The sequence below is a fragment of the Pseudomonas viridiflava genome (assembly GCF_003702045.1).
Classification (GTDB): Bacteria; Pseudomonadota; Gammaproteobacteria; order Pseudomonadales; family Pseudomonadaceae; genus Aquipseudomonas; species Aquipseudomonas viridiflava_C.
Map to the genome: position 1 here is coordinate 1 of NZ_RBTP01000076.1, position 20757 is coordinate 20757.

The window sequence follows — 20757 nt, forward strand, 5'->3', positions numbered from 1 at the left end:
AGCGCGTCAACCGTTATTTTCTAAAACCTGAGATCTATTTCACTACCCCCAATAAACACGGGGCCATATCCATCCAGGCCTCGCTCAATTACAAGCTGGGAAACGCAAACTGCGATGCCTCATGACTCGCCCGCTGCGGCCAGCGCTGAGTAATTGCCTTGCGACGGGTGTAGAAACGCACCCCATCCGGCCCATAAGCATGCAGATCACCGAACAGAGAACGCTTCCAGCCTCCAAAGCTGTGATACGCAACAGGCACCGGCAAAGGTACGTTAACCCCGACCATTCCCACTTCAATCTCGTCGCAGAACAGACGCGCCGCCTCCCCATCACGGGTGAAGATGCAGGTGCCGTTGCCATACTCATGATCGTTGATCAGTTGCATGGCTGCCTCAAGGCTGTCGACGCGCACGATGCACAGCACCGGCCCGAAGATCTCTTCTTTATAGATGCGCATGTCTGGCGTCACGCGATCGAACAGGCATCCGCCCATAAAGAAGCCTTGTTCGTGACCGGCAACCTCAAGGCCACGACCGTCAACCACCAAGGCCGCCCCCGACTGAACGCCGTCTTCTATATAGCCGCTGACTTTGTCACGATGCTGCCCCGTGACTAACGGCCCCATGTCCAGCCCGCACGTCGTACCCGCGCCGATCTTCAAACTCTGGATTTGCGGAACCAGCTTCGCCACCAGCGCATCGGCGATTTGATCACCGACACAAACGGCAACCGAGATCGCCATGCAGCGCTCGCCGCACGAACCATAAGCCGCGCCCATCAGGGCATTGACCGCATTGTCCAGATCCGCATCCGGCATCAGCACCGCATGGTTCTTAGCGCCACCCAATGCCTGAACACGTTTACCCCGCGCGGCGCCTTCCTTATAGATGTACTCGGCGATAGGCGTAGAACCGACAAAACTGAGGGCTTTCACTTCCGGCGCTTCGATCAGTGCATCCACCGCCACTTTGTCACCGTGCACCACGTTGAGTACGCCTTTAGGCAGCCCCGCCTCGTGCAGCAATTCAGCGATCAGTAATGTGGAACTGGGATCACGCTCGGACGGTTTGAGGATGAAGCAGTTACCGCAGACGATCGCCAGCGGGTACATCCACAGTGGCACCATCGCAGGGAAGTTGAATGGCGTGATACCTGCAACGATCCCCAACGGCTGAAAATCGGACCAGGCATCGATGTTCGGGCCGACATTGCGGCTGTACTCACCCTTGAGCACTTCAGGCGCAGCGCACGCGTATTCCACATTTTCGATGCCGCGCTTCAACTCCCCCGCCGCGTCTTCCAGTGTCTTGCCATGCTCTTCGCTGATCAGTTGAGCGATACGGCCTTCGTTCAGCTCCAACAATTGCTTGAAACGAAACATCACCTGAGCCCGTTTCGCCGCCGGGGTATTGCGCCAGGCAGGGAATGCGGATTTGGCAGAGTCGATCGCTTGCTGAACGGTTTCACGACTCGCGAGCGCCACCGTGTGGACGACCTGGCCGGTCGACGGATTGAACACATCAGCCGTGCGCCCGCCGTCAGAAACGAACTCACCGTGAATCAGATGTTGAATGCTGCTCATGAAAAGCTCCAAAAGATTTCCAGCAGACGCAAATCGCTTCGCGCCTGGTGCTTATATAAGAAGGCTGCAGGCGGGGACGGTCAGTCGATCAGATTCAGGGCTTCCCCGACAGCGTCGAACAGTCGATCAAGGTCTTGCGCCTTGCTGTTGAAGGTCGGTCCGAACTGCAGCGTGTCACCGCCAAAACGAACGTAGAAGCCTGCTTTCCAAAGCTTCATACCGGCCTCGAACGGCCGCACGATGGCGTCGCCATCGCGAGGCGCAAGTTGAATCGCGCCAGCCAGTCCATAATTGCGGATGTCCACGACATTTTTGCTGCCCTTGATGCCATGCAAAGCACGCTCAAAGTGAGGCGCGATGTCCGCCGCCTGCTGCACCAAATGCTCACGCTGTAACAGCTCAAGTGCCGCTAGCCCAGCCGCACAGGCCACGGGGTGTGCCGAGTAGGTGTACCCGTGCGGGAATTCGACGGCGTACTCCGGCGTCGACTGGTTCATGAATGTCTGGTAGATCTCGCTACTGGCAATCACCGCACCCATCGGGATCGCACCATTGGTGATCTGCTTGGCAATGCACATCAAGTCAGGCGTCACGCCGAAACTCTCGGCACCGAACATGGCACCCGTGCGACCAAAACCGGTGATGACCTCATCGAAAATCAGCAGGATGTTGTGCTGATCGCAGATTTCACGCAGACGCTTCAGATAGCCCTGCGGTGGCACAATTACACCCGCAGAACCCGCCATTGGCTCGACGATCACGGCGGCGATGTTCGATGCGTCGTGCAATTCGATCAATTTGAGCATCTCGTCAGCCAGAGCGATGCCGCCCGCCTCCGGCATGCCCTTGGAATAAGCGTTGCTGGCCAACAATGTGTGGGGCAGATGATCGACGTCCATCAACTGGCCAAACATCTTGCGGTTACCATTAACACCGCCAAGGCTGGTGCCAGCCACATTCACGCCGTGGTAGCCGCGAGCGCGCCCAATCATTTTGGTCTTGGAGGACTGCCCTTTCAGACGCCAGTAGGCACGCACCATTTTCACTGCGGTGTCCGCGCATTCTGACCCGGAGTTGGTGTAGAACACATGATTGAGATTATCTGGCGTCAAATCTGTGATTTTCTCCGCCAATTGAAACGATAAAGGGTGACCAAACTGGAAGCCTGGCGAATAATCCAGCACACCCAGCTGTTTGTAGACGGCCTCCTGAATCTCCTTGCGGGTATGCCCGGCTCCACAGGTCCAAAGCCCCGAGAGCGCATCATAGATCTTGCGACCTTTGTCATCTGTCAGGTAGCTGCCTTGCGCCGCAATGATCATGCGCGGATCGCGCTGGAAGTTTCGATTGGCGGTGTAGGGCATCCAGTGAGCATCCAGTTTCAGTTGACTGGCGACGGGATGATCGGACGACTCGAGCATGTTCATTGGAGCGACCTCGTGTGTGCTTGAGCAAGCAGTTATTTCGGTAAGGTGCCACGGAGATCAAATCTGAAAAATCTAACTTTTATGATCTTTAGTTCGGTGGAGACTAAACAATGAGCGTCCGCCGCACCGATCCTCTTGCACAAGTCAGCGATTTTGATATTCGTTTGTTACGCCTTTTCAAGAGCGTAGTCGAGGCTGGAGGCTTCTCGGCCGCTGAAAGCGCCCTCGGAATTGGTCGCTCCGCCATCAGCCAGCAAATGAGCGATCTAGAGCAGCGTCTGGGCTTGCGCCTTTGCCAACGAGGCAGGGCCGGCTTCTCACTGACCGATGAAGGCAACGAGGTCTACCAGTCGGCGTTGCAACTGCTGAGCGCCTTGGAAAGCTTTCGAACCGAGGTCAACGGCCTGCATCAGCATCTGCGCGGCGAGCTGAACATTGGTGTGACGGATAACCTGGTGACCATGCCCCACATGCGCATCACCCAGGCGCTTTCGCAACTCAAGGAGCGAGGGCCGGAGGTGCATATCAACATCCGCATGAACGCGCCGGCCGAAGTGGAGCAAGGGGTGCTTGAAGGCCGGTTGCATGTCGGTTTTGTGCCTCAGGTCAGCGTGCTGTCCGGTCTTGAATACCTGCCGCTTTACAGTGAGCGTTCGCTGCTTTATTGCGCCGCAGGACACCCATTGTTCAACGCACCGGATTCATTGCTGGACGATGAGCACCTTGCCGAACAGGACGCCATCGCCCCTACTTTCAGGCTGCCGGCCGATATCCAGACTCAATACCAGTCGCTCCGGTGTACTGCCAGTGCGTCTGATCGTGAGGGGATGGCGTTTCTGATTCTGACCGGACGCTACATCGGTTATCTGCCAGACCATTACGCCGAAGCCTGGGTCAGGCAAGGCAGGCTGCGTGCCTTGAAGCCTGACTCAAGATTCTACGACCTGAGTCTGGTAACCGTGACGCGCAAAGGGCGGCGCCCTCATATGGTGCTGGAAAGTTTCCTGGAGTCCCTGGCTGCTACCCAATGAAACACATTGGCAACGCAACGCCGGAACGCGCGCAGTGCAGAACGACCTCGACCCGGCCCAGCCTATTGATCTGACAGGCAAAAAAAGTCGCTCTCGATCACTTACCTGAGCAGGTGGACAGCTTTTTGCAGTGAATAGGGCAAACGACACGCCAGCTCATGGCATTTCCTGATCCGAGAGTGCGCCATGCAGCCTGATCCAGCCGACAACAGTGACCTCATCTACGGACTCGACGACCGCCCCAAACCACTGACGGCCATTCTGGCGGCACTGCAGCACGTTCTCGCCAGCTTCGTGGGCATCATTACCCCGCCACTGATCATCGGCTCGACGCTGGGCCTCACCGCCTACCTGCCTTACCTGATCAGCATGGCACTGATGGTGTCCGGAGTCGGTACGTTCATCCAGGCACGTCGTCCGTTCGGTATCGGTGCCGGCATGATCTGCCTGCAAGGCACCAGCTTTGCCTTTCTGGGCGCCGTGTTATCGGCAGGCTTTCTGGTCAAGCAGCGTGGCGGCAGTCCGGAAGACATCATGGCGATGATCTTCGGCGTGTGTTTTTTCGGCGCACTGGTGCAAATCGTGCTGAGCCGTTGCATTGGACAATTGCGGCGCGTCATCACGCCGCTGGTGACAGGTATCGTGATCACGCTGATTGGCGTCAGCCTGATCAAGGTCGGCGTCACGGACCTGGGCGGTGGTTTCAACGCACCAGACTTCGGCTCGCCCTTGAACCTGGCGCTCGGGGTATTCGTGCTGGTGGTCATCATCGCGCTCAACCGCTCCGACACGCCGTGGGTTCGCTTGTCCGGGATCATCATCGGCCTGGCCGTGGGCAGCCTGGCGGCCTGGTTCAGCGGCAAGCTCGTTCCACAGCCGATTCATGACCTGCCGTTGATCAGCGTTCCAGTGCCATTTCGGTTCGGTTTCAATTTCGACTGGAGCGCTTTCCTGCCGGTTGCGCTGATTTATCTGATCAGCAGCATCGAAACGGTCGGCGACCTGACCGCCAACTGCATGCTCGCCAAGCAGCCCATCAGCGGCCCAAGCTACGTGGCCAGACTCAAAGGCGGTGTTCTCGGGGATGGCGTGAGCTGCATGCTGGCCGCCACTTTCAGCGCATTTCCCAACACCACCTTTGCTCAGAACAATGGCGTTATCCAGTTGACCGGCGTCGCCAGCCGTTATGTCGGTCTGTACATCGGGGCCGTCCTGTTCGTGCTGGGGCTGTTTCCGCACATTGGCGCCATCGTTCAGCAGATTCCCAAACCGGTGCTGGGCGGCGCGACGCTGGTCATGTTCGGCAGCGTCGCGGCGGCAGGTGTGCGGATTCTCGCCCAATCGCCACTGGATCGTCGCAGCATGTTGATTATCGCAACGTCGTTCGGTGTTGGACTGGGCATCGCCTCGCAACCGGCTTTGCTGCACCATATGCCGCACCTTGTGCAGACTCTGTTCGACTCGGCCATCACCAGTGGCGGCCTCACAGCCATTGTCATGTGCCTGCTGCTTCCAGAACGCAAAGCCTGCGTCGCGGCCCGGCAAGCGGCCCAGCACGCCGAACCGGTTGAACATCAACGCTAATTTGCATGGCCTGTGCTTGCGGGATGCCCGCAGGTGCGTTATCTGTTCGTCCGTTGCGTCCCATGACCTGCCCGGAATTGCCCATGACCCTTCAAGTCCCCGCGCACAGCACTCACGTTGCCAAGCCCGCCAGCCGTATCCGTCAGAAGAACGAAGAAGCCATCATCAAGGCCGCCGAGGACGAGTTTGCCCGTCACGGCTTCAAGGGCACCAGCATGAACACCATCGCGCTGAAGGCCGGACTGCCCAAGGCCAACCTGCATTACTACTTCACCAACAAGCTGGGGCTTTACGTTGCGGTGCTCAGCAACATCATCGAGTTGTGGGACAGCACCTTCAACACCTTGAGTGTGGATGACGATCCTGCAGAAGCCTTGGCACGCTACATCCGCGCCAAGATGGAGTTCTCGCGTCGCCAGCCCCAGGCATCACGCATTTTCGCGATGGAGATCATCAGCGGCGGCGAGTGCATGAGCGAATATTTCAGCCAGGATTACCGCGTTTGGTTTCAGGGGCGGGCAGCGATCTTTCAGGCCTGGATCGATGCCGGAAAAATGGACGCAATCGACCCGGTCCACCTGATTTTTCTGCTGTGGGGCAGCACCCAGCACTACGCCGACTTCGCGTCTCAGATCTGCCGCGTGACCGGGCGCACGCGCCTGACGCGGCAAGACATGGACGAAGCCAGCGAAAACCTGATCAGAATCATCCTCAAAGGCTGTGGGCTGACGCCACCAGCCTTGTAGAATCCGTGCCTTGTTACCAGTCGGATAGACGCATGCCTTTTACCCTCGCAGGCCCTTGCGAATTTCGTGAAGAGATTCGCAAGAGCCGCTTCATCACCCTCGCCGCCCCTATCGCAAGCCCGGCCGACGCGCAGGCGTTCATTGAGCAACACAGCGATCTGAACGCTACGCACAATTGCTGGGCATGGAAACTGAGCGATCAGTACCGCAGCAATGACGACGGTGAGCCGGGCGGCACTGCTGGTCGTCCGATTCTCGCAGCGATCGAGGCGCAAGGGTTCGATCAAGTCGTGGTGCTGGTGATTCGCTGGTACGGCGGCATTCAACTCGGCACCGGCGGCCTGGCCCGTGCCTATGGCGGCGGCGCCAACAAATGCCTGCAACAGGCGGCACGCGTGGAACGGGTCAATCGGTCATCCTTCAACCTTGAGTGCAGCTTCAGCGAATTGGCGCTGGTCAAGGTTCGCCTGGCGGAATCGAGCGGGCTGATCGAAGCCGAACACTTCACCGCCAACGGCGTGGAATTAGTGGTCGCCGTCGGCTCGGAATACGTCGAAACCCTGCAACGCCAACTGGCCGATTTGAGTCGGGGCAGGATCGTTCTGCACAGCGCGTCGACGCTGTAATCAAGCGTTCATCCATGTGTGCACAGTTGCCCACATCTGCTGTGCATCCGACTGTGGATAAGCTGAGCACATATCGCCGCAGGCCTTATCCGGTAAGCGCCTCAGGCATTTGATCACTTTTTAGACAATATGCTCAGCCATCCATAAAATCACCGAGAAAACAGCCATTTAACGACCTTTAGCACCGTTAGCACCTAAGCGCGCAGGCGTTATTCTCGGTTCGGCGCGTTTCGCACAGGAACTGTGGAACAACCTGTGGATAACAGGTGCAAGGGTCTCGCAGCGGCTTGGCGGATCGGCTTCGCGAACAGCTGTACATTTTTTGTTCAAATCAATGAGCCATATTGGCCCTCACTGTTGATCGGAGCGCCCCGAACTGGTGCTGAAATCATGAGAGCGACCCCAACGAGCCGTTTCGAAAGGCTTGATTCAGGGCGCGCCAACAAAAGCTGACCCCCTGGCCAGGAATTTGCTTTAGCAACGGGCGCCCCTCTTCTGCATCAGAGCCCGACATGTCAAACCACGCGACACCTGCGCGTCTCCAGCTGCGCCACATCACCAAACGGTATTCCGGCTGTCTGGCCAACGACGCTGTCGACCTGTCCATCCAGCCAGGCGAGATCCACGCCCTGCTGGGCGAAAACGGTGCGGGCAAAAGCACGTTGATGAAGATCATCTACGGCGTGACTCAGCCGGATTCCGGCGCCATCGTCTGGCAAGGCCAACCGCAGACCATGCGCAACCCCGCACAGGCCCGAAGCCTGGGCATCGGCATGGTATTTCAGCATTTTTCACTGTTCGAAACCTTGAGCGTGGCGCAGAACATTGCGCTGGCGATGGGCGCGGCAGCAGGCCCCCCCAAGCAGTTGGAGCCGCGCATCCGTGAAGTCTCGCAGCGCTACGGCATGGCGCTGGAGCCCCAGCGGCTGGTGCATAGTCTGTCGATTGGCGAGCGGCAGAAGGTGGAAATCATTCGGTGTTTGATGCAGGACATTCGCCTGCTGATTCTCGACGAACCCACATCGGTGCTCACGCCGCTGGAGGCTGAGGAGTTGTTCGTCACCCTGAGGCACCTGGCGTCGGAAGGTTGCAGCATCCTGTTTATCAGCCACAAGCTGGGCGAAGTGCGCGCCTTGTGCCATAGCGCGACCGTACTGCGAAACGGCAGGGTGTCCGGGCATTGCGTCCCGGCAGAGTGCTCGGACCTGGAACTGGCACGGCTGATGGTCGGCGATGCGGAAGGCCTGACAGCGCAGTATGAAAAAGTCAGCGGCACGGCACCGTTTCTGCGGGTCGAGCGACTGTCGTGGCACAACCCTGATCCGTTCGGTTGTTCCTTGAAGGAACTGAGCCTTGAGGTGCGCAGCGGCGAAATCGTGGGGATCGCAGGCGTGGCGGGCAATGGGCAGGATGAGTTATTGGCCCTGCTCAGCGGCGAACAGGTATTGCCCAACGCCCAGGCGGCTACGCTACGTTTCGCTGACACGCCGGTCGGCCATCTGCGTCCCGATGCCCGGCGCAAGCGCGGTCTTGCCTTTGTGCCCGCCGAGCGCCTGGGTCACGGCGCGGTGCCGGATCTGAGCCTGACCGACAACGCGTTGCTCACGGCATTCCAGCAAGGTCTGGTCAGCAACGGTTTGATTCAGCGTGGCAAGGTGCGTGCGCTGGCCGATGAAATCATCCGCCGCTTCGCCGTTAAGACGCCGAACGCCCAGACGGCAGCCCGCAGCCTGTCGGGGGGCAACCTGCAGAAATTCATTCTGGGTCGCGAGATCATGCAGAACCCCAAACTGCTTATCGCCGCGCATCCGACATGGGGCGTGGACGTTGGCGCAGCAGCGGCCATCCATCGTGCGCTCATCGCCTTGCGCGATGCCGGTGCGGCGATTCTGGTGATCTCGGAAGACCTGGACGAACTGTTCCAGATCAGCGACCGCCTCGCCGCGCTGAGCGGTGGACAACTGTCCGACCTGATCCCGACGACGCAGACCAGCCCCGTGCAAATCGGCGGCTGGATGGCCGGTCAGTTCGATCATTCTCACACCCAGGCCCAAACGCCGGGTTAACGGAGCAAACCATGCTGCTTTCTCTCGAACCGCGCGGCCAGCAATCGCGCGCCATGTTGTGGTGTTCTCCGCTACTGGCCGCCGTGCTGACGCTGGCGTGCGGATCGCTGCTGTTCATTGCCCTGGGGCTCGATCCCTGGGTGACCTTGCAAACCTTGCTGATCGCACCGGTCAGCGACCTGTACGGTCTGTCGGAACTGATGGTCAAGACGCTGCCGATTCTGCTGTGTGCGCTGGGCCTGGCAGTCGCCTACCAAGCGCGCATCTGGAACATCGGTGCCGAAGGGCAACTGCTGCTGGGTGCGCTGGCGGGCAGTGCGGTGGCGGTCAATATCATTGAAATGGAAAGCCGCTGGGCACTGGTGATGGTCCTGCTGGCGGGCACGCTGGCAGGCGCGGCCTGGGCCGGGGTAACGGCCTGGTTGCGCACGCAGTTCAACGCCAACGAAATCCTCACCAGCATCATGCTCAACTACATCGCCCTGAACCTGCTGCTGTATTTCGTACACGGGCCGCTCAAGGATCCTGCGGGCATGAACTTCCCGGAGTCCGCGACCTTCGGCGACGCCAGCCGTCTGCCGCTGCTGATGGAAGACGGTCGCGCCCATGTCGGCGTGTATTTCGCACTCTTGGCGCTGGTCGCGGTATGGATCCTGCTGCAGCGCAGTTTTATCGGCTTCCAGATCAAGGTGTTGGGCCTGGACAAACGCGCCGCCGGGTTCGTCGGCTTTCGCGAGAAGCGCCTGGTGTGGCTGGCATTGCTGATCAGCGGCGCACTGGCCGGGCTGGCGGGTGTTTCGGAAGTCGCCGGCCCCATCGGGCAACTGGTGCCACAGGTGTCGCCGGGCTATGGCTATGCGGCAATTACCGTGGCATTTCTAGGGCGCCTCAACCCGATTGGCATTCTGTTTTCCAGTCTGCTGATCGCGTTGCTTTATCTGGGCGGCGAAAGCGCGCAGATGACCCTGAACCTGCCGCCCGCCATCACCCAGTTGTTTCAGGGGATGATGCTGTTCTTCCTGCTGGCTTGCGACGTACTGATTCTTTACCGCCCACGCCTGAAGACGCGCTGGGCCAAGCGTCAGATGACGCCTGCCGTGGGAGCCGCGTGATGGATATCGATCTGCTGAGCAACATTTTCTACGCGATGGTGCGTTGCGGTACCCCGCTGCTGCTGGTCGCGCTGGGCGAGCTAATCTGTGAAAAGAGCGGCGTGATCAACCTGGGGCAGGAAGGCATGATGCTGTTTGGTGCCGTGATCGGCTTCATCATCGCTTTGAGTACCGGCAATCTTTGGCTGGGTGTGTTGCTGGCGATGCTGGCAGGCATGCTGCTCTCGGCACTGCTCGCGCTAGTGGCGCTGGTGTTCAACGCCAATCAGGTGGCCACTGGCCTGGCGCTGACCATCTTCGGCGTCGGGTTGTCGAGCTTTGTCGGGGCGGCTTGGGTGGGCAAGCCACTCAGCGGTTTCGAGCCGGTCGCGATTCCGTTTCTGAGCGATATCCCGCTGATCGGCCGCATGCTGTTCGCCCAAGACCTGCTGGTCTACCTGTCTTTTGCCTTGTTCGCACTGGTGGCCTGGGCGCTGCTGAAAAGCCGCGTCGGCCTGATCATTCAGGCAGTCGGCGAAAGCCCCGATGCGGCCAGTGCGATGGGCCTGCCGGTGTTGCGGGTGCGCACCCTCGCCTTGCTGTTCGGCGGCGCAATGGCGGGTTTGGCGGGCGCTTACCTGTCGCTTGCCTACACGCCCATGTGGGCCGAAAACATGAGCGCCGGGCGCGGCTGGATTGCCTTGGCGCTGGTGGTGTTCGCCAGCTGGCGCGTGTGGCGCCTGCTGTTGGGCGCCTACCTGTTCGGCCTGGCCAGCATCCTGCACCTGGTCGCCCAAGGCATCGGCCTGGCGATCCCCTCCAACCTGCTGGCCATGCTGCCTTACGTCGCGACCATCATCGTTCTGGTGCTGCTGTCCCGCGACGCATTGCGCACCCGGCTGTATGCACCGGTTTCACTGGGCCAGCCTTGGCGGGCGGGGCATTGAGGAAGAACGGCATGTACGCGTGATACATCACTTTGTGGGAGCGATCCGGGCGCAAAGCCGAAATGCTGCGCCTGGGCTATAGCCTTCGCGCGCAAGCTCGCTCCTACGGGTTCTCTGTTTGTTGCGCGGCAGCGGTGTTCGATGAATCGACATCGCAGCGCATCGGCCACAGCTGCAAGATGGCCCAGAACAGTTCCGCTGCCAGAATACCGATCAACAGGCTGCTGGCGCCCTGCGCCAAGGCGTAGGCTTGCCATGTCGCGAATAGCACACGACCGGCTGCGTCGTAGCGCCCGAACAAAGGTTGCGGGTTGCGGATCCTCAGAACTGCCCACACACAAACAATCGACCCCATGAGATTGGCCATGAGCATGTGAATGGGCGCAAAGGCTGGCAGTTCTCCTGACAGATTCCAGGACTGGCTCAAGACACTCAGCGCACCATGCAGTGCGGCGAAACTCCACGGAGTGATGAAGGCCGCAGTGATGATAAGGTCGTACCAACCGCTGGCTTTGACCACTTGACGGTATTGCCGGGATGTCCACATGACCCTGCTTCCTGCTGGTTGAGATTCCCACAGGCTAAAGGCTTGAGTAAGCTCCAGGGTCAAGCACTTTCAAGGACGTTTTATCGATGCGTATTGGTGAACTGGCAGAAGCTACGGCCGTCAGTCGTGACACGCTGCGTTTCTATGAGCAGCGCGGGCTGATCATTGCGCAGCGCAGCACCAATGGCTACAGGCACTACCCTGTAGAAACAGTGCAACTGGTTCAGTTCATCAAGGTGGCGCAACGGTTGGGTTTCAGTCTGAACGAAGTCGGCAGCAATGTTGCCGAACTGTGGAAGGCGCCCGCCCCGGATATCGCGATTGCGGCACTGCTTCGGGAAAAGCTGGCGCTGATCGATACGCGAATCGCCGAACTCACGGCACTGCGTGGCGAACTGCATCAGCGTCTGGGTCAGCAGTGCCCGCTGAGCCCCTGACTACCTCTTCACATCTGCCAAGGAGTTTTTTCATGACGACCAAAACCGCGCTGATCATCGGTGCCTCGCGTGGCCTGGGGCTTGGGCTGGTTCAACGCCTGACGGAACAGGGCTGGAAGGTCACCGCCACTGTTCGTGACCCGCAAAAGGCCGACAGTCTGAAGGCCATCGAGGGTGTACGAATTGAGGCGGTGGACATCGACGATACCGCTTCGCTGGAAGTGCTGGTGCAAAAGCTCAGGGGTGAAGTGTTCGACGTGCTGTTCGTCAATGCCGGGATCATGGGGCCCAAGCACCAGAGCGCCGCCCAAGCGACCGCTGCCGAGTTGGGTCAGTTGTTCCTGACCAATGCAATTGCGCCGATCCGCCTTGCCGAGCGTTTCATCGACCATATCCGCCCTGAAACCGGCGTACTGGCGTTCATGAGTTCGGTACTGGGCAGCGTGGCCTGCCCTGACGGCGAAACCATGACGTTGTACAAAGCCAGCAAAGCCGCGCTCAATTCGATGACCAACAGCTTTGTGGTTCAACTGCCCGAGCCACGCCCGACGGTGTTGTCACTGCACCCGGGCTGGGTCAAGACCGACATGGGTGGCGAGAATGCTGCCATCGACGTGCAGACCAGCACGACCGGACTGGTTGAACAGCTCAATGCCTACGCGGGCAAGGGCGGTCATCACTTCATCAATTACAAGGGCGAGACGATTGCCTGGTAGGTGATCAAAAGCTGACGCTGAGCGTCCCGAGCGGCATTCCCACGCAGAGCGTGAGGAACGATCAATTGTTTGACTCCACCCCGATCGTGCCCATCGCTGCGCGTGGGCATGCCGCCCGTGACGCTCAGCGTCACATTCACCTGAAAGCGCAACTTGATTAAAAACTGATCACCTCAGTAAAATCACCGACCTTGCTGAGGCGCTGTCTGCCTTGCACCCTGGATCAGCAGACAGGGCAACACTGAGCTGGCTAACCCTGAACCCCACTTTCAGAGGAGCCGGCCCATGTCCGCGATCCGTATCTGGTTGAAAAACCCCCTCGCTGTTTTTACTGCCAATGACCTGGACGCCCGTGGCGGTCTGGTGATCGAGGACGGTGTCATCACTGAGCTGCTGGCCGCAGGGCAGCCACCCACCCTGCCCTGTGCGCAGGTGTTCGACGCGCGTGAACACGTGCTGCTGCCGGGCCTGATCAACACCCATCACCACTTCTATCAAACCCTGACCCGCGCCTGGGCGCCGGTGGTCAATCAGCCGCTGTTTCCGTGGCTCAAGACGCTGTATCCCGTGTGGGCACGGCTGACACCCGAGAAGCTTGCCATCGCCAGTAAAGTCGCCCTCACTGAACTGCTGTTGTCTGGCTGCACCACCGCGGCCGATCATCACTATCTGTTTCCAGACGGGCTGGAGCACGCCATTGATGTGCAGGTACAGAGCGTTCGCGAACTGGGCATGCGCGCCATGCTCACGCGCGGCTCCATGAGCCTGGGGGAAGCGGACGGAGGGCTGCCCCCGCAACAAACCGTGCAACAGGGCGAGGTGATTCTGGCCGACAGCCAGCGCCTGATCGCGACCTACCACGAGCGCGGCGATGGCGCGCAGGTCCAGATCGCCCTCGCGCCCTGCTCACCGTTTTCAGTCACGCCACAGATCATGGCTGAAAGTGCTGCACTGGCTGAAAAGCTCGACGTACGCCTGCACACCCATCTGGCGGAAACCCTCGACGAGGAAGACTTCTGCCTGCAACGCTTCGGGCTGCGCACGGTGGACTATCTGGACAGCGTCGGCTGGCTCGGCCCACGCACCTGGCTGGCGCACGGCATTCATTTCAATCCGGACGAAATCACACGCCTGGGCGCAGCCGGCACAGGGATTTGTCATTGCCCCAGCTCCAACATGCGCTTGGCATCCGGTATCTGTCCGGCGCTGGATCTTATGGCTGCAGGCGCGCCGCTCGGGCTCGGCGTCGATGGATCAGCCTCAAACGATGCCTCGAACATGATCCTCGAAGCGCGCCAGGCGCTGTACCTGCAACGGTTGCGTTACGGTGCAGAAAAGATCACACCGGAACTCGTACTGGGCTGGGCCACACGGGGCTCGGCACAACTGCTGGGGCGCACTGACATCGGTGAGCTGGCGGTCGGCAAACAGGCTGATCTGGCGCTGTTCAAACTTGATGAGCTGCGCTTCTCAGGCAGCCACGATCCGCTGTCGGCACTGCTGCTGTGCGGCGCAGACCGTGCGGATCGGGTCATGATTGCAGGACGCTGGCGGGTGATCGACGGTCAGGTCGAAGGGCTGGATCTGCACCAACTGATCGCGCAACACCGCCAGGCTGCGCGAGCGCTGATTCAGGGTTGAGCGCTCATGGACGAACGCTCAACGCCAGGTTTTAAACCCCCAAACACGACAACATGATGAACGTCGCGAACAGCACGAAGTGGGTCATGCCTTCGATGGCGTTGGTTTCACCGTCGTTGAGGTTGATCGCGCTCACCAGCAGGGTGATCAGGATCATCACGGTTTGCACCGGTGTCATGGCCATCTGGAACGGTTGGCCGCTGTAGAGCGCCATCGCTTCCATCACCGGAACGGTCAGGATCACGGTCGACAGCGACGCACCCAGCGCAATGTTGACCACCGACTGCATGCGGTTGGCCAGCGCCGCACGCAGCGCGGTGAGAATCTCGGGCGAGGCGGAAATGGCCGCAACCAGAATCGCGGTCATGACCGGCGGCGCGCCAGTGCCTTCAAGGCCCAGGTCGACTGTCTTGGACATGACTTCGGCCAATGCACCAATGACCACGACACCGACCACAAGCGTAGCGATGGAGCGCGTCAGGTTGACCGGCTCGGCATGTTCCTCGGGTTGTTCCTTGCGCTTCTTCTTGTCGGGGTAGCTGTAGCTGAAGAAGTAACTGTGCGGGCCGACCTGCATGCGCAGAAACAGGGTATAGAGCAGGATCATCGCGCCGATGGTGAACGCAGAGTACAGCTTCCAGTTCGCCTCGGGGATGAACTCGGGGACCACCATCGACACACCCATCGCGGTCATGATCATGACGCTGTAGGTACGCGCCGAATCATCGTTGTAGGACTGTTCACCGTGCTTGATGCCGCCCATCAGCGCCGCGAGGCCGAGGATGCCGTTGATGTCGAGCATCACTGCGGAGTAAATGGTGTCGCGCACCAGCGTCGGTGATGGCTCGTTGCTCATCATGATCGCCAGGATCACCACTTCGACCAGCACCGCCGACAGCGTCAGGATCATCGTGCCGTACGGATCGCCGACTTTCTCTGCGAGCATTTCGGCATGATGCGCCACGCGCAGCGATGCACAAATAATGAAACCTACCAGGGCCAGACCCGCCACCAGGGCGACCGTCTGGCCATTGCCGAGCAGCGTGTGCTCCAGCGGGTAGGCAGCGAAGGTGGCGATGATCGCCAGCAGTAAAAACTTTTCTTGCTTGAGCAATGCGCCCATGTTGTTCCCCAAACCCTTGCGACACATCGCCGCGGATGTATGTAAAGGTGTCTGTCAGTGAAGCCGTTCAGAGTGCAGGGTGTGACAAAAGGTTTCAAAAAATACCCCGAATGGGAATGGCACCCAGCTGTAAATGACTTTTGATCCCGTCGTCACGATGTGAAATAGTGCCCGCCGTTTTCCTCGCGACCTTTCTGGCGCGACTGCTTCAGTGACAAAGGACATCCGCCATGCATGCTTTTCGACTCTCCCACCTGCTGGCTGGCAGCCTGTTGGCAGCCTTGGCCTGCACAACCCAGGCAGCACCCATCGACATTGATGACGGCCAGCACAAGGTTCACTTGCCCGATGCGCCCAAGCGCGTGGTGGTGCTGGAGTTTTCCTTTCTCGACAGCCTGGCCTCGGTCGGCGTGACGCCTGTAGGTGCCGCCGATGATGGCGATGCCAATCGCGTGCTGCCCAAGGCGCGCAAGGCCGTGGGCGAATGGCAATCGGTGGGCCTGCGTTCGCAGCCCAATATCGAAGTCATTGCGCGCCTCAAACCGGACCTGATCATCGCTGACCTGGGCCGTCATCAAGCGCTGTACAACGATCTGGCAACCCTGGCGCCCACATTGATGCTGCCCTCGCGTGGCGAGGACTATGAAGGCAGCCTGAAATCCGCCGAGCTGATCGGCACCGCGCTGGGCAAAGGCCCGCAGATGCAGGCGCGTATCGCTGAAAACCGCGAGCACCTGAAAGCGGTCGCGGCACAGATTCCAGCCGATACTAAAGTGCTATTCGGCGTCGCCCGTGAAGACAGTTTCTCGGTGCATGGCCCGCACTCGTATGCTGGCAGCGTGTTGAAGGCTATTGGTCTGCAGGTGCCGGAGGTGCGCAAGAACGCCGCGCCGACCGAGTTCGTCAGCCTTGAGCAGTTGCTGGCGCTGGATCCGGGCTGGCTGCTGGTCGGCCATTATCGTCGCCCAAGCCTTGTCGACAGCTGGAGCAAACAGCCGTTGTGGCAGGTGCTGAGCGCCGTGCGCAACAAACAGGTGGCGCAGGTGGATGGCGACAGCTGGGCGCGCAATCGCGGGATCATGGCGTCCGAGCAGATTGCCGATGATGCGCTTGCCGTGCTCAAGGGCGGCAAGGCCGTGATCAACCCGTAAATGCGTCGTTGGCTGATGGCGAGCGTGATTGCCGCAGGGTGTCTGGGCTTGTTCTGGATGTCGCTGTTCGCCCTGTCGCCGTTCACCATTCGGCAGATCGATGCGTGGAACGGGCTGTTCACCCTAGGCCGTGAGGGCGGCAACATTGCCTATATCGTTGCGCAACTGCGCGTGCCGCGAGCCTTGTGCGCCGCATTGGTCGGTGCCTGTCTCGGCGTGGCGGGGGCCTTGATGCAAGGCATCACCCGCAATCGGCTGGCGTCCCCTTCTCTTTTCGGCGTAACCGCGGGCGCGGCGCTGGGTCTGGCATTGTTTTCAACCGGACTGATTGCCCTGCCCTTCCCGGGCGGCGCACTACTGATGACCTGCCTGGGCGGTGCGCTGGCCTGGATTACCGTATTCAGTCTCGGCGGAGCCTGGTCGCCTGCTACGTCACAAGGACGATTGGTGCTGGCGGGCGTGGCGGTGGCGGCTTTATGTGCAGCACTGACCCGCCTGACGGTAATCCTCGTTGAAGTCCAGGCGCAAAGCGTTCTGAACTGGCTGGCCGGCTCGCTGGCCAATGTCGGTGGCGAGCAACTGCGCCTGCTGTGGCCCTGCACACTGATTGGCGTTGTGGTGGCGATTGCCTGCGCGCCTCGCCTGAACCTGATCAACCTTGGCGAGGACGCCGCACGTTCGCTGGGCGTGCGCATCGGTGCACTTCGTCTGCTGGTGTTTGTCGTCAGTCTGGTGCTGGTCGGGGCCAGTGTCTGCGCCGTCGGGCCGATTGGGTTCGTCGGTCTGATCGCGCCGAACATCGCCCGTCAATGGCTGGGCAACGATTACCGCTGGCTGATCCCGGTCAGCGCCGGGCTGGGTGCAGCGATTGTGCTGGCCTCTGACCTGATCAGCCGCGCCGTGGCCTTTCCGGTCGAGACGCCCGCTGGTGTGGTCACGGCGCTGATCGGCGCGCCGTTCTTCCTGTTTCTGGCCAGGCGCGCACTATGAACCAGCCTCGCTCAAGACTGCTGATCCTGATCGGCCTGTTGCTACTGGCGCTGCTGTTGAGCCTGAGCGCGGGCACGGTCTGGCTGACGCCGGGCGCTGTGTTCGACCATTTGATCGCTCATGACAGCAAGGACTTCGAGGTCTGGAACCACCGCCTGCCACGAGGCCTGATTGCCATTGTCACCGGCTGTGCGTTCGGTCTGGCCGGCGCCATCGTGCAAGGGGTGATCCGCAACCCGCTGGCCTCGCCGGAAATACTTGGCGTGACGCAAGGCGCGGGGCTGGCGTTGACCATCGCGATCATCGGTTTTCCACAATTACCGGTGTCAGCGCTGCCGTTCGTGGCGTGTCTGGGGGGTGCGGGCGGCGCATTGTTACTGGCGCTGTACAACACCGGCGTGCAGTTTTCAGGGGTGCGCTTCGCGCTCTCGGGTGTCGCCATTGCAGTCACGCTGTCGAGCATTACCGAGTTTTTGATCCTGTCCAACCCACTGGACATCAACACCGCCCTGCTGGCGCTGACCGGCAGTCTGTGGAGCCGCAACTGGCATCACGTGCTACTGGCCGTGCCGTTGCTGATCCTGATCCCGATTTCGCTGTTGCTGGCCAAGCCGCTGAACCTGATAGGTCTGGGCGATGAAGCGGCGCAGAGCCTGGGCACCGGCCTTACGCGCACGCGCTGGCTGGCGATGGGCAGCGCGGTACTGCTGACCAGCATGGGCGTCGGAATCATCGGCCCGATCAGCTTCGTCGGACTGGTCGCACCGCACATGGCTCGCCGATTGGTGGGAGGTCACCATCAATTCATGCTGCCCGCCTCGATGGTGCTGGGCGCGTTGCTGCTGGTGCTGGCCGACACGCTCGGTCGTACGCTGATCGCGCCCAGCGAGATCCCGGCCGGGATTCTCACGGCGGTAATCGGCGCTCCTTATTTTCTGTGGCTGCTGGCCCGATTCAAAGGTTGATCCCATGAGCATTCTTCAGGCACGGCAACTCGACATCGGTTATGGCGCAACACGCATCGTGCAGGGCTTGTCGTTCAGCCCGCCGCCCGGCAAGGTCACGGCACTGATCGGCCCCAACGGCTGCGGCAAGTCCACTTTGCTCAAGGCATTCGCGCGCATTCTCACGCCACAGTCCGGCAGTCTGAGCCTGGACGGCAAGGCCTACCGCGATCTGTCGGCGCGGGATCTGGCTCGCCAGGTCGCGTTTCTGCCGCAGGTGCTGCCCATTCCCGAAGGCGTCAGCGTATGCCAGCTGGTTGCCTACGGCCGCAGTCCGCACAACAGTTTGTGGGGGCGGCTGAGCGGCGCGGATCAGCACCGTGTCGATCAGGCCTTGCAGCGCATGGAGCTGGAAACCCTCGCTGACCGACCGCTGTCCGACCTGTCCGGCGGGCAACGTCAACGCGCATGGCTGGCGATGATTCTGGCGCAGGATGCGTCCATCGTGCTGCTCGACGAGCCGACCACGTATCTGGACATCAGCCATCAGGTCGAGCTGCTGGACCTGATGCGCGCCCTCAGCGCTGAAGGCAAGACGGTCATCACCGTGTTGCACGACATCAATCAGGCCTGTCGCTATGCCGATCATCTGGCGGTGATGCAGGCCGGACGACTGGTGGCCAATGGAGCCCCCGGCGAGGTGCTGGATGCCGAGCTGGTATGCCGGGTCTTCGATGTTCAGGTACAGATCATGCGCGAGCCGGTGGCGGGCACGCCCATGTGCATCGTCGAACGCAGCACCCGCTGCACCAGTTAGCGGCGAAGGGGCTGTAACCTGCACCGTCGCGCTGCATATAACCGGTAGCAGAACGGTCTGCGGCGCGTCTGCGTCATAACTTGTCTTTGTGGTCAGTTATTTGCATTGGCGGAGTATCCACTCCAACAAGACTGCAAGGAGCAAGACCCGATGCACCTGACCACCCCACGCCGTCCCCTGAAAAAACTGCTGTGCGCCATGACTGCCGTCGTCGGTCTGGGTGCCAGCCTGCTCGCCTCGGCAGCCGATCCGCTGAAAGTCGGTTTCGTCTACATCGGCCCTATCGGCGACCACGGCTGGACCTATCAGCACGAGCAGGGCCGCAAGGCGATGGTCGCGGCGCTGGGCGACAAGGTCAGCAGCAGCTACGTGGAAAACGTGCCGGAAGGCGCCGATGCCGAACGTGTGATCCGCAACATGGCCAAGGGCGGCTATGACCTGATCTTCAGCACCTCCTTCGGTTACATGAACCCGACCCTGAAAGTCGCCAAGCAGTTTCCCAAGGTGAAATTCGAGCACGCCACCGGCTACAAGCAAGACAAGAACATGGGCACCTACCTTGCCCGCACCTATGAAGGCCGCTACGTGGGTGGCTTCATTGCCGCGAAGATGACCAAGACCAAGAAGATCGGCTACGTCGCCTCGTTCCCGATCCCGGAAGTATTGCGCGATATCGACGCCATCCAGTTGGCCCTGAACAAGTACAACCCTGGGACCGAGATCAAGGTCGTGTGGGTCAACTCCTGGTTCGATCCGGGCAAGGAAGCCGATGCAGCCAACGCGCTGATCGATCAGGGCGTGGACGTGGTGTTCCAGCACACCGACAGCCCCGCCCCGATCCAGACCGCCGAGCGTCGTGGCGTGTACGCCGTCGGCTACGCGTCGGACATGGCGCACTTCGGTCCCAAGGCGGTGCTGACCTCCATCGTCAACAACTGGGGGCCGCATTACATTCAGGCTGCCGAAGGCGTACTCGCAGGCACTTGGAAACCACAGGATTACTGGGGCGGCCTGAAGGAAGGAACGGTTGAACTGCCGATCAGCGACATCGTACCCGCCGACGTGAAGGCTGAGGCGCAGACGATCATCGCGAGCATCGAAAGCGGCGAATTCCACCCGTTCACCGGCCCGATCAAAGACCAGACCGGTACGGTGAAAATCCCTGCCGGGGTGGTCGCGACCAATGCCGAGCTGGCCTCGATGAACTACTACGTCGAAGGCATCACCGCCGAGCTGCCGAAGTAATCTGCCTGAACCTCTGCGCCTGTGATCAGCAGGCGCGGTCACTCAG

At 60.5% G+C, this 20757-nt stretch carries 19 protein-coding genes; 15 read left to right on the forward strand and 4 right to left on the reverse strand.

Annotated features, from left to right (window positions below):
- Positions 1-88: 88 nt before the first annotated feature.
- Together ALP40_RS22950 and ALP40_RS22955 are read right to left on the reverse strand one after the other, a co-directional pair.
- On the reverse strand, positions 89-1582 hold the full coding sequence (locus ALP40_RS22950; RefSeq protein WP_122210441.1) for a CoA-acylating methylmalonate-semialdehyde dehydrogenase: 1494 nt from the start codon (positions 1580-1582) through the stop codon (positions 89-91).
- Positions 1583-1662: 80 nt separating this feature from the next.
- Positions 1663-3009 carry an aspartate aminotransferase family protein gene (locus tag ALP40_RS22955; RefSeq protein ID WP_122210442.1) on the reverse strand — a complete coding sequence of 449 codons (1347 nt, stop codon included), beginning with the start codon at positions 3007-3009 and terminating at the stop codon, positions 1663-1665.
- Between the two features lie 110 nt (positions 3010-3119).
- Between ALP40_RS22955 and ALP40_RS22960 the strand changes: the two genes are divergently transcribed.
- The 7 genes from ALP40_RS22960 (at position 3120) to ALP40_RS22990 (ending at position 11100) form a co-directional block, all read left to right on the forward strand.
- A complete protein-coding gene (locus ALP40_RS22960; protein WP_122210443.1) occupies positions 3120-4040 on the forward strand; it encodes a LysR family transcriptional regulator in 921 nt (306 codons plus the stop codon).
- 186 nt (positions 4041-4226) lie between these two features.
- Complete coding sequence (locus ALP40_RS22965) at positions 4227-5624, forward strand: uracil-xanthine permease family protein (RefSeq protein ID WP_122210444.1); 1398 nt, start codon at positions 4227-4229, stop codon at positions 5622-5624.
- 83 nt (positions 5625-5707) lie between these two features.
- Positions 5708-6370, forward strand: coding sequence for a TetR/AcrR family transcriptional regulator (locus tag ALP40_RS22970; RefSeq protein WP_122210445.1), 663 nt, complete (start codon positions 5708-5710; stop codon positions 6368-6370).
- Positions 6371-6402: 32 nt separating this feature from the next.
- Positions 6403-6996, forward strand: coding sequence for a YigZ family protein (locus tag ALP40_RS22975; protein ID WP_122210446.1), 594 nt, complete (start codon positions 6403-6405; stop codon positions 6994-6996).
- Positions 6997-7508: 512 nt separating this feature from the next.
- Positions 7509-9062, forward strand: a complete 1554-nt coding sequence (locus ALP40_RS22980; protein ID WP_122210447.1) for an ABC transporter ATP-binding protein — start codon at positions 7509-7511, stop codon at positions 9060-9062.
- A gap of 11 nt (positions 9063-9073) precedes the next feature.
- Positions 9074-10174 (forward strand): ABC transporter permease, encoded by a 1101-nt coding sequence (locus ALP40_RS22985; RefSeq protein WP_122210448.1) that lies wholly within the window; start codon positions 9074-9076, stop codon positions 10172-10174.
- Positions 10174-11100, forward strand: coding sequence for an ABC transporter permease (locus ALP40_RS22990; protein ID WP_122210449.1), 927 nt, complete (start codon positions 10174-10176; stop codon positions 11098-11100). The genes ALP40_RS22985 and ALP40_RS22990 overlap by 1 nt, the downstream gene beginning before the upstream one ends.
- A gap of 103 nt (positions 11101-11203) precedes the next feature.
- On the opposite strand, the gene ALP40_RS22995 is transcribed toward ALP40_RS22990, so the two are convergent.
- On the reverse strand, positions 11204-11647 hold the full coding sequence (locus tag ALP40_RS22995; protein ID WP_122210450.1) for a hypothetical protein: 444 nt from the start codon (positions 11645-11647) through the stop codon (positions 11204-11206).
- 86 nt (positions 11648-11733) lie between these two features.
- On the opposite strand from ALP40_RS22995, the gene ALP40_RS23000 reads away from it, so the two are divergent.
- The 3 genes from ALP40_RS23000 (at position 11734) to ALP40_RS23010 (ending at position 14441) form a co-directional block, all read left to right on the forward strand.
- Entirely contained in the window at positions 11734-12084 is a 351-nt protein-coding gene (locus ALP40_RS23000; protein WP_122210451.1) for a MerR family transcriptional regulator, read from the forward strand.
- A gap of 32 nt (positions 12085-12116) precedes the next feature.
- Positions 12117-12800 (forward strand): SDR family oxidoreductase, encoded by a 684-nt coding sequence (locus ALP40_RS23005; protein WP_122210452.1) that lies wholly within the window; start codon positions 12117-12119, stop codon positions 12798-12800.
- Positions 12801-13085: 285 nt separating this feature from the next.
- The gene (locus ALP40_RS23010; RefSeq protein WP_122210453.1) at positions 13086-14441 is read left to right on the forward strand and encodes an 8-oxoguanine deaminase; all 1356 of its coding nucleotides are present in this window, start codon (positions 13086-13088) and stop codon (positions 14439-14441) included.
- Between the two features lie 31 nt (positions 14442-14472).
- On the opposite strand, the gene ALP40_RS23015 is transcribed toward ALP40_RS23010, so the two are convergent.
- Positions 14473-15564 (reverse strand): calcium:proton antiporter, encoded by a 1092-nt coding sequence (locus tag ALP40_RS23015; protein ID WP_122210454.1) that lies wholly within the window; start codon positions 15562-15564, stop codon positions 14473-14475.
- A gap of 230 nt (positions 15565-15794) precedes the next feature.
- On the opposite strand from ALP40_RS23015, the gene ALP40_RS23020 reads away from it, so the two are divergent.
- The 5 genes from ALP40_RS23020 to ALP40_RS23040 all read left to right on the forward strand — a co-directional run bounded on the left by ALP40_RS23020 (position 15795) and on the right by ALP40_RS23040 (position 20711).
- Entirely contained in the window at positions 15795-16715 is a 921-nt protein-coding gene (locus tag ALP40_RS23020; protein ID WP_122210455.1) for a Fe(3+) dicitrate ABC transporter substrate-binding protein, read from the forward strand.
- A complete protein-coding gene (gene fecC, locus ALP40_RS23025) occupies positions 16716-17705 on the forward strand; it encodes an iron-dicitrate ABC transporter permease FecC (RefSeq protein WP_181114562.1) in 990 nt (329 codons plus the stop codon).
- Entirely contained in the window at positions 17702-18670 is a 969-nt protein-coding gene (locus ALP40_RS23030; protein WP_122210456.1) for an iron chelate uptake ABC transporter family permease subunit, read from the forward strand. The genes fecC and ALP40_RS23030 overlap by 4 nt, the downstream gene beginning before the upstream one ends.
- A 4-nt stretch (positions 18671-18674) precedes the next feature.
- The gene (gene fecE / locus ALP40_RS23035; protein ID WP_122210457.1) at positions 18675-19466 is read left to right on the forward strand and encodes a Fe(3+) dicitrate ABC transporter ATP-binding protein FecE; all 792 of its coding nucleotides are present in this window, start codon (positions 18675-18677) and stop codon (positions 19464-19466) included.
- Between the two features lie 150 nt (positions 19467-19616).
- Entirely contained in the window at positions 19617-20711 is a 1095-nt protein-coding gene (locus ALP40_RS23040) for a BMP family ABC transporter substrate-binding protein (protein WP_122210458.1), read from the forward strand.
- Positions 20712-20757 lie beyond the last annotated feature (46 nt).

What these genes read in the sequence shown, in the direction of transcription:
- ALP40_RS22990 (WP_122210449.1), top strand. Translation starts at nt 10,174, where the DNA reads ATGGATATCGATCTGCTGAGCAACATTTTCTACGCGATGGTGCGTTGC.
- ALP40_RS23040 (WP_122210458.1), top strand. Translation starts at nt 19,617, where the DNA reads ATGCACCTGACCACCCCACGCCGTCCCCTGAAAAAACTGCTGTGCGCC.
- ALP40_RS23000 (WP_122210451.1), top strand. Translation starts at nt 11,734, where the DNA reads ATGCGTATTGGTGAACTGGCAGAAGCTACGGCCGTCAGTCGTGACACG.
- ALP40_RS22960 (WP_122210443.1), top strand. Translation starts at nt 3,120, where the DNA reads ATGAGCGTCCGCCGCACCGATCCTCTTGCACAAGTCAGCGATTTTGAT.
- ALP40_RS23020 (WP_122210455.1), top strand. Translation starts at nt 15,795, where the DNA reads ATGCATGCTTTTCGACTCTCCCACCTGCTGGCTGGCAGCCTGTTGGCA.
- ALP40_RS23005 (WP_122210452.1), top strand. Translation starts at nt 12,117, where the DNA reads ATGACGACCAAAACCGCGCTGATCATCGGTGCCTCGCGTGGCCTGGGG.
- fecE (WP_122210457.1), top strand. Translation starts at nt 18,675, where the DNA reads ATGAGCATTCTTCAGGCACGGCAACTCGACATCGGTTATGGCGCAACA.
- ALP40_RS23010 (WP_122210453.1), top strand. Translation starts at nt 13,086, where the DNA reads ATGTCCGCGATCCGTATCTGGTTGAAAAACCCCCTCGCTGTTTTTACT.
- ALP40_RS22975 (WP_122210446.1), top strand. Translation starts at nt 6,403, where the DNA reads ATGCCTTTTACCCTCGCAGGCCCTTGCGAATTTCGTGAAGAGATTCGC.
- ALP40_RS22980 (WP_122210447.1), top strand. Translation starts at nt 7,509, where the DNA reads ATGTCAAACCACGCGACACCTGCGCGTCTCCAGCTGCGCCACATCACC.
- fecC (WP_181114562.1), top strand. Translation starts at nt 16,716, where the DNA reads ATGCGTCGTTGGCTGATGGCGAGCGTGATTGCCGCAGGGTGTCTGGGC.
- ALP40_RS22985 (WP_122210448.1), top strand. Translation starts at nt 9,074, where the DNA reads ATGCTGCTTTCTCTCGAACCGCGCGGCCAGCAATCGCGCGCCATGTTG.
- ALP40_RS22955 (WP_122210442.1), bottom strand. Translation starts at nt 3,009, where the DNA reads ATGAACATGCTCGAGTCGTCCGATCATCCCGTCGCCAGTCAACTGAAA.
- ALP40_RS22995 (WP_122210450.1), bottom strand. Translation starts at nt 11,647, where the DNA reads ATGTGGACATCCCGGCAATACCGTCAAGTGGTCAAAGCCAGCGGTTGG.
- ALP40_RS23030 (WP_122210456.1), top strand. Translation starts at nt 17,702, where the DNA reads ATGAACCAGCCTCGCTCAAGACTGCTGATCCTGATCGGCCTGTTGCTA.
- ALP40_RS22950 (WP_122210441.1), bottom strand. Translation starts at nt 1,582, where the DNA reads ATGAGCAGCATTCAACATCTGATTCACGGTGAGTTCGTTTCTGACGGC.
- ALP40_RS23015 (WP_122210454.1), bottom strand. Translation starts at nt 15,564, where the DNA reads ATGGGCGCATTGCTCAAGCAAGAAAAGTTTTTACTGCTGGCGATCATC.
- ALP40_RS22970 (WP_122210445.1), top strand. Translation starts at nt 5,708, where the DNA reads ATGACCCTTCAAGTCCCCGCGCACAGCACTCACGTTGCCAAGCCCGCC.
- ALP40_RS22965 (WP_122210444.1), top strand. Translation starts at nt 4,227, where the DNA reads ATGCAGCCTGATCCAGCCGACAACAGTGACCTCATCTACGGACTCGAC.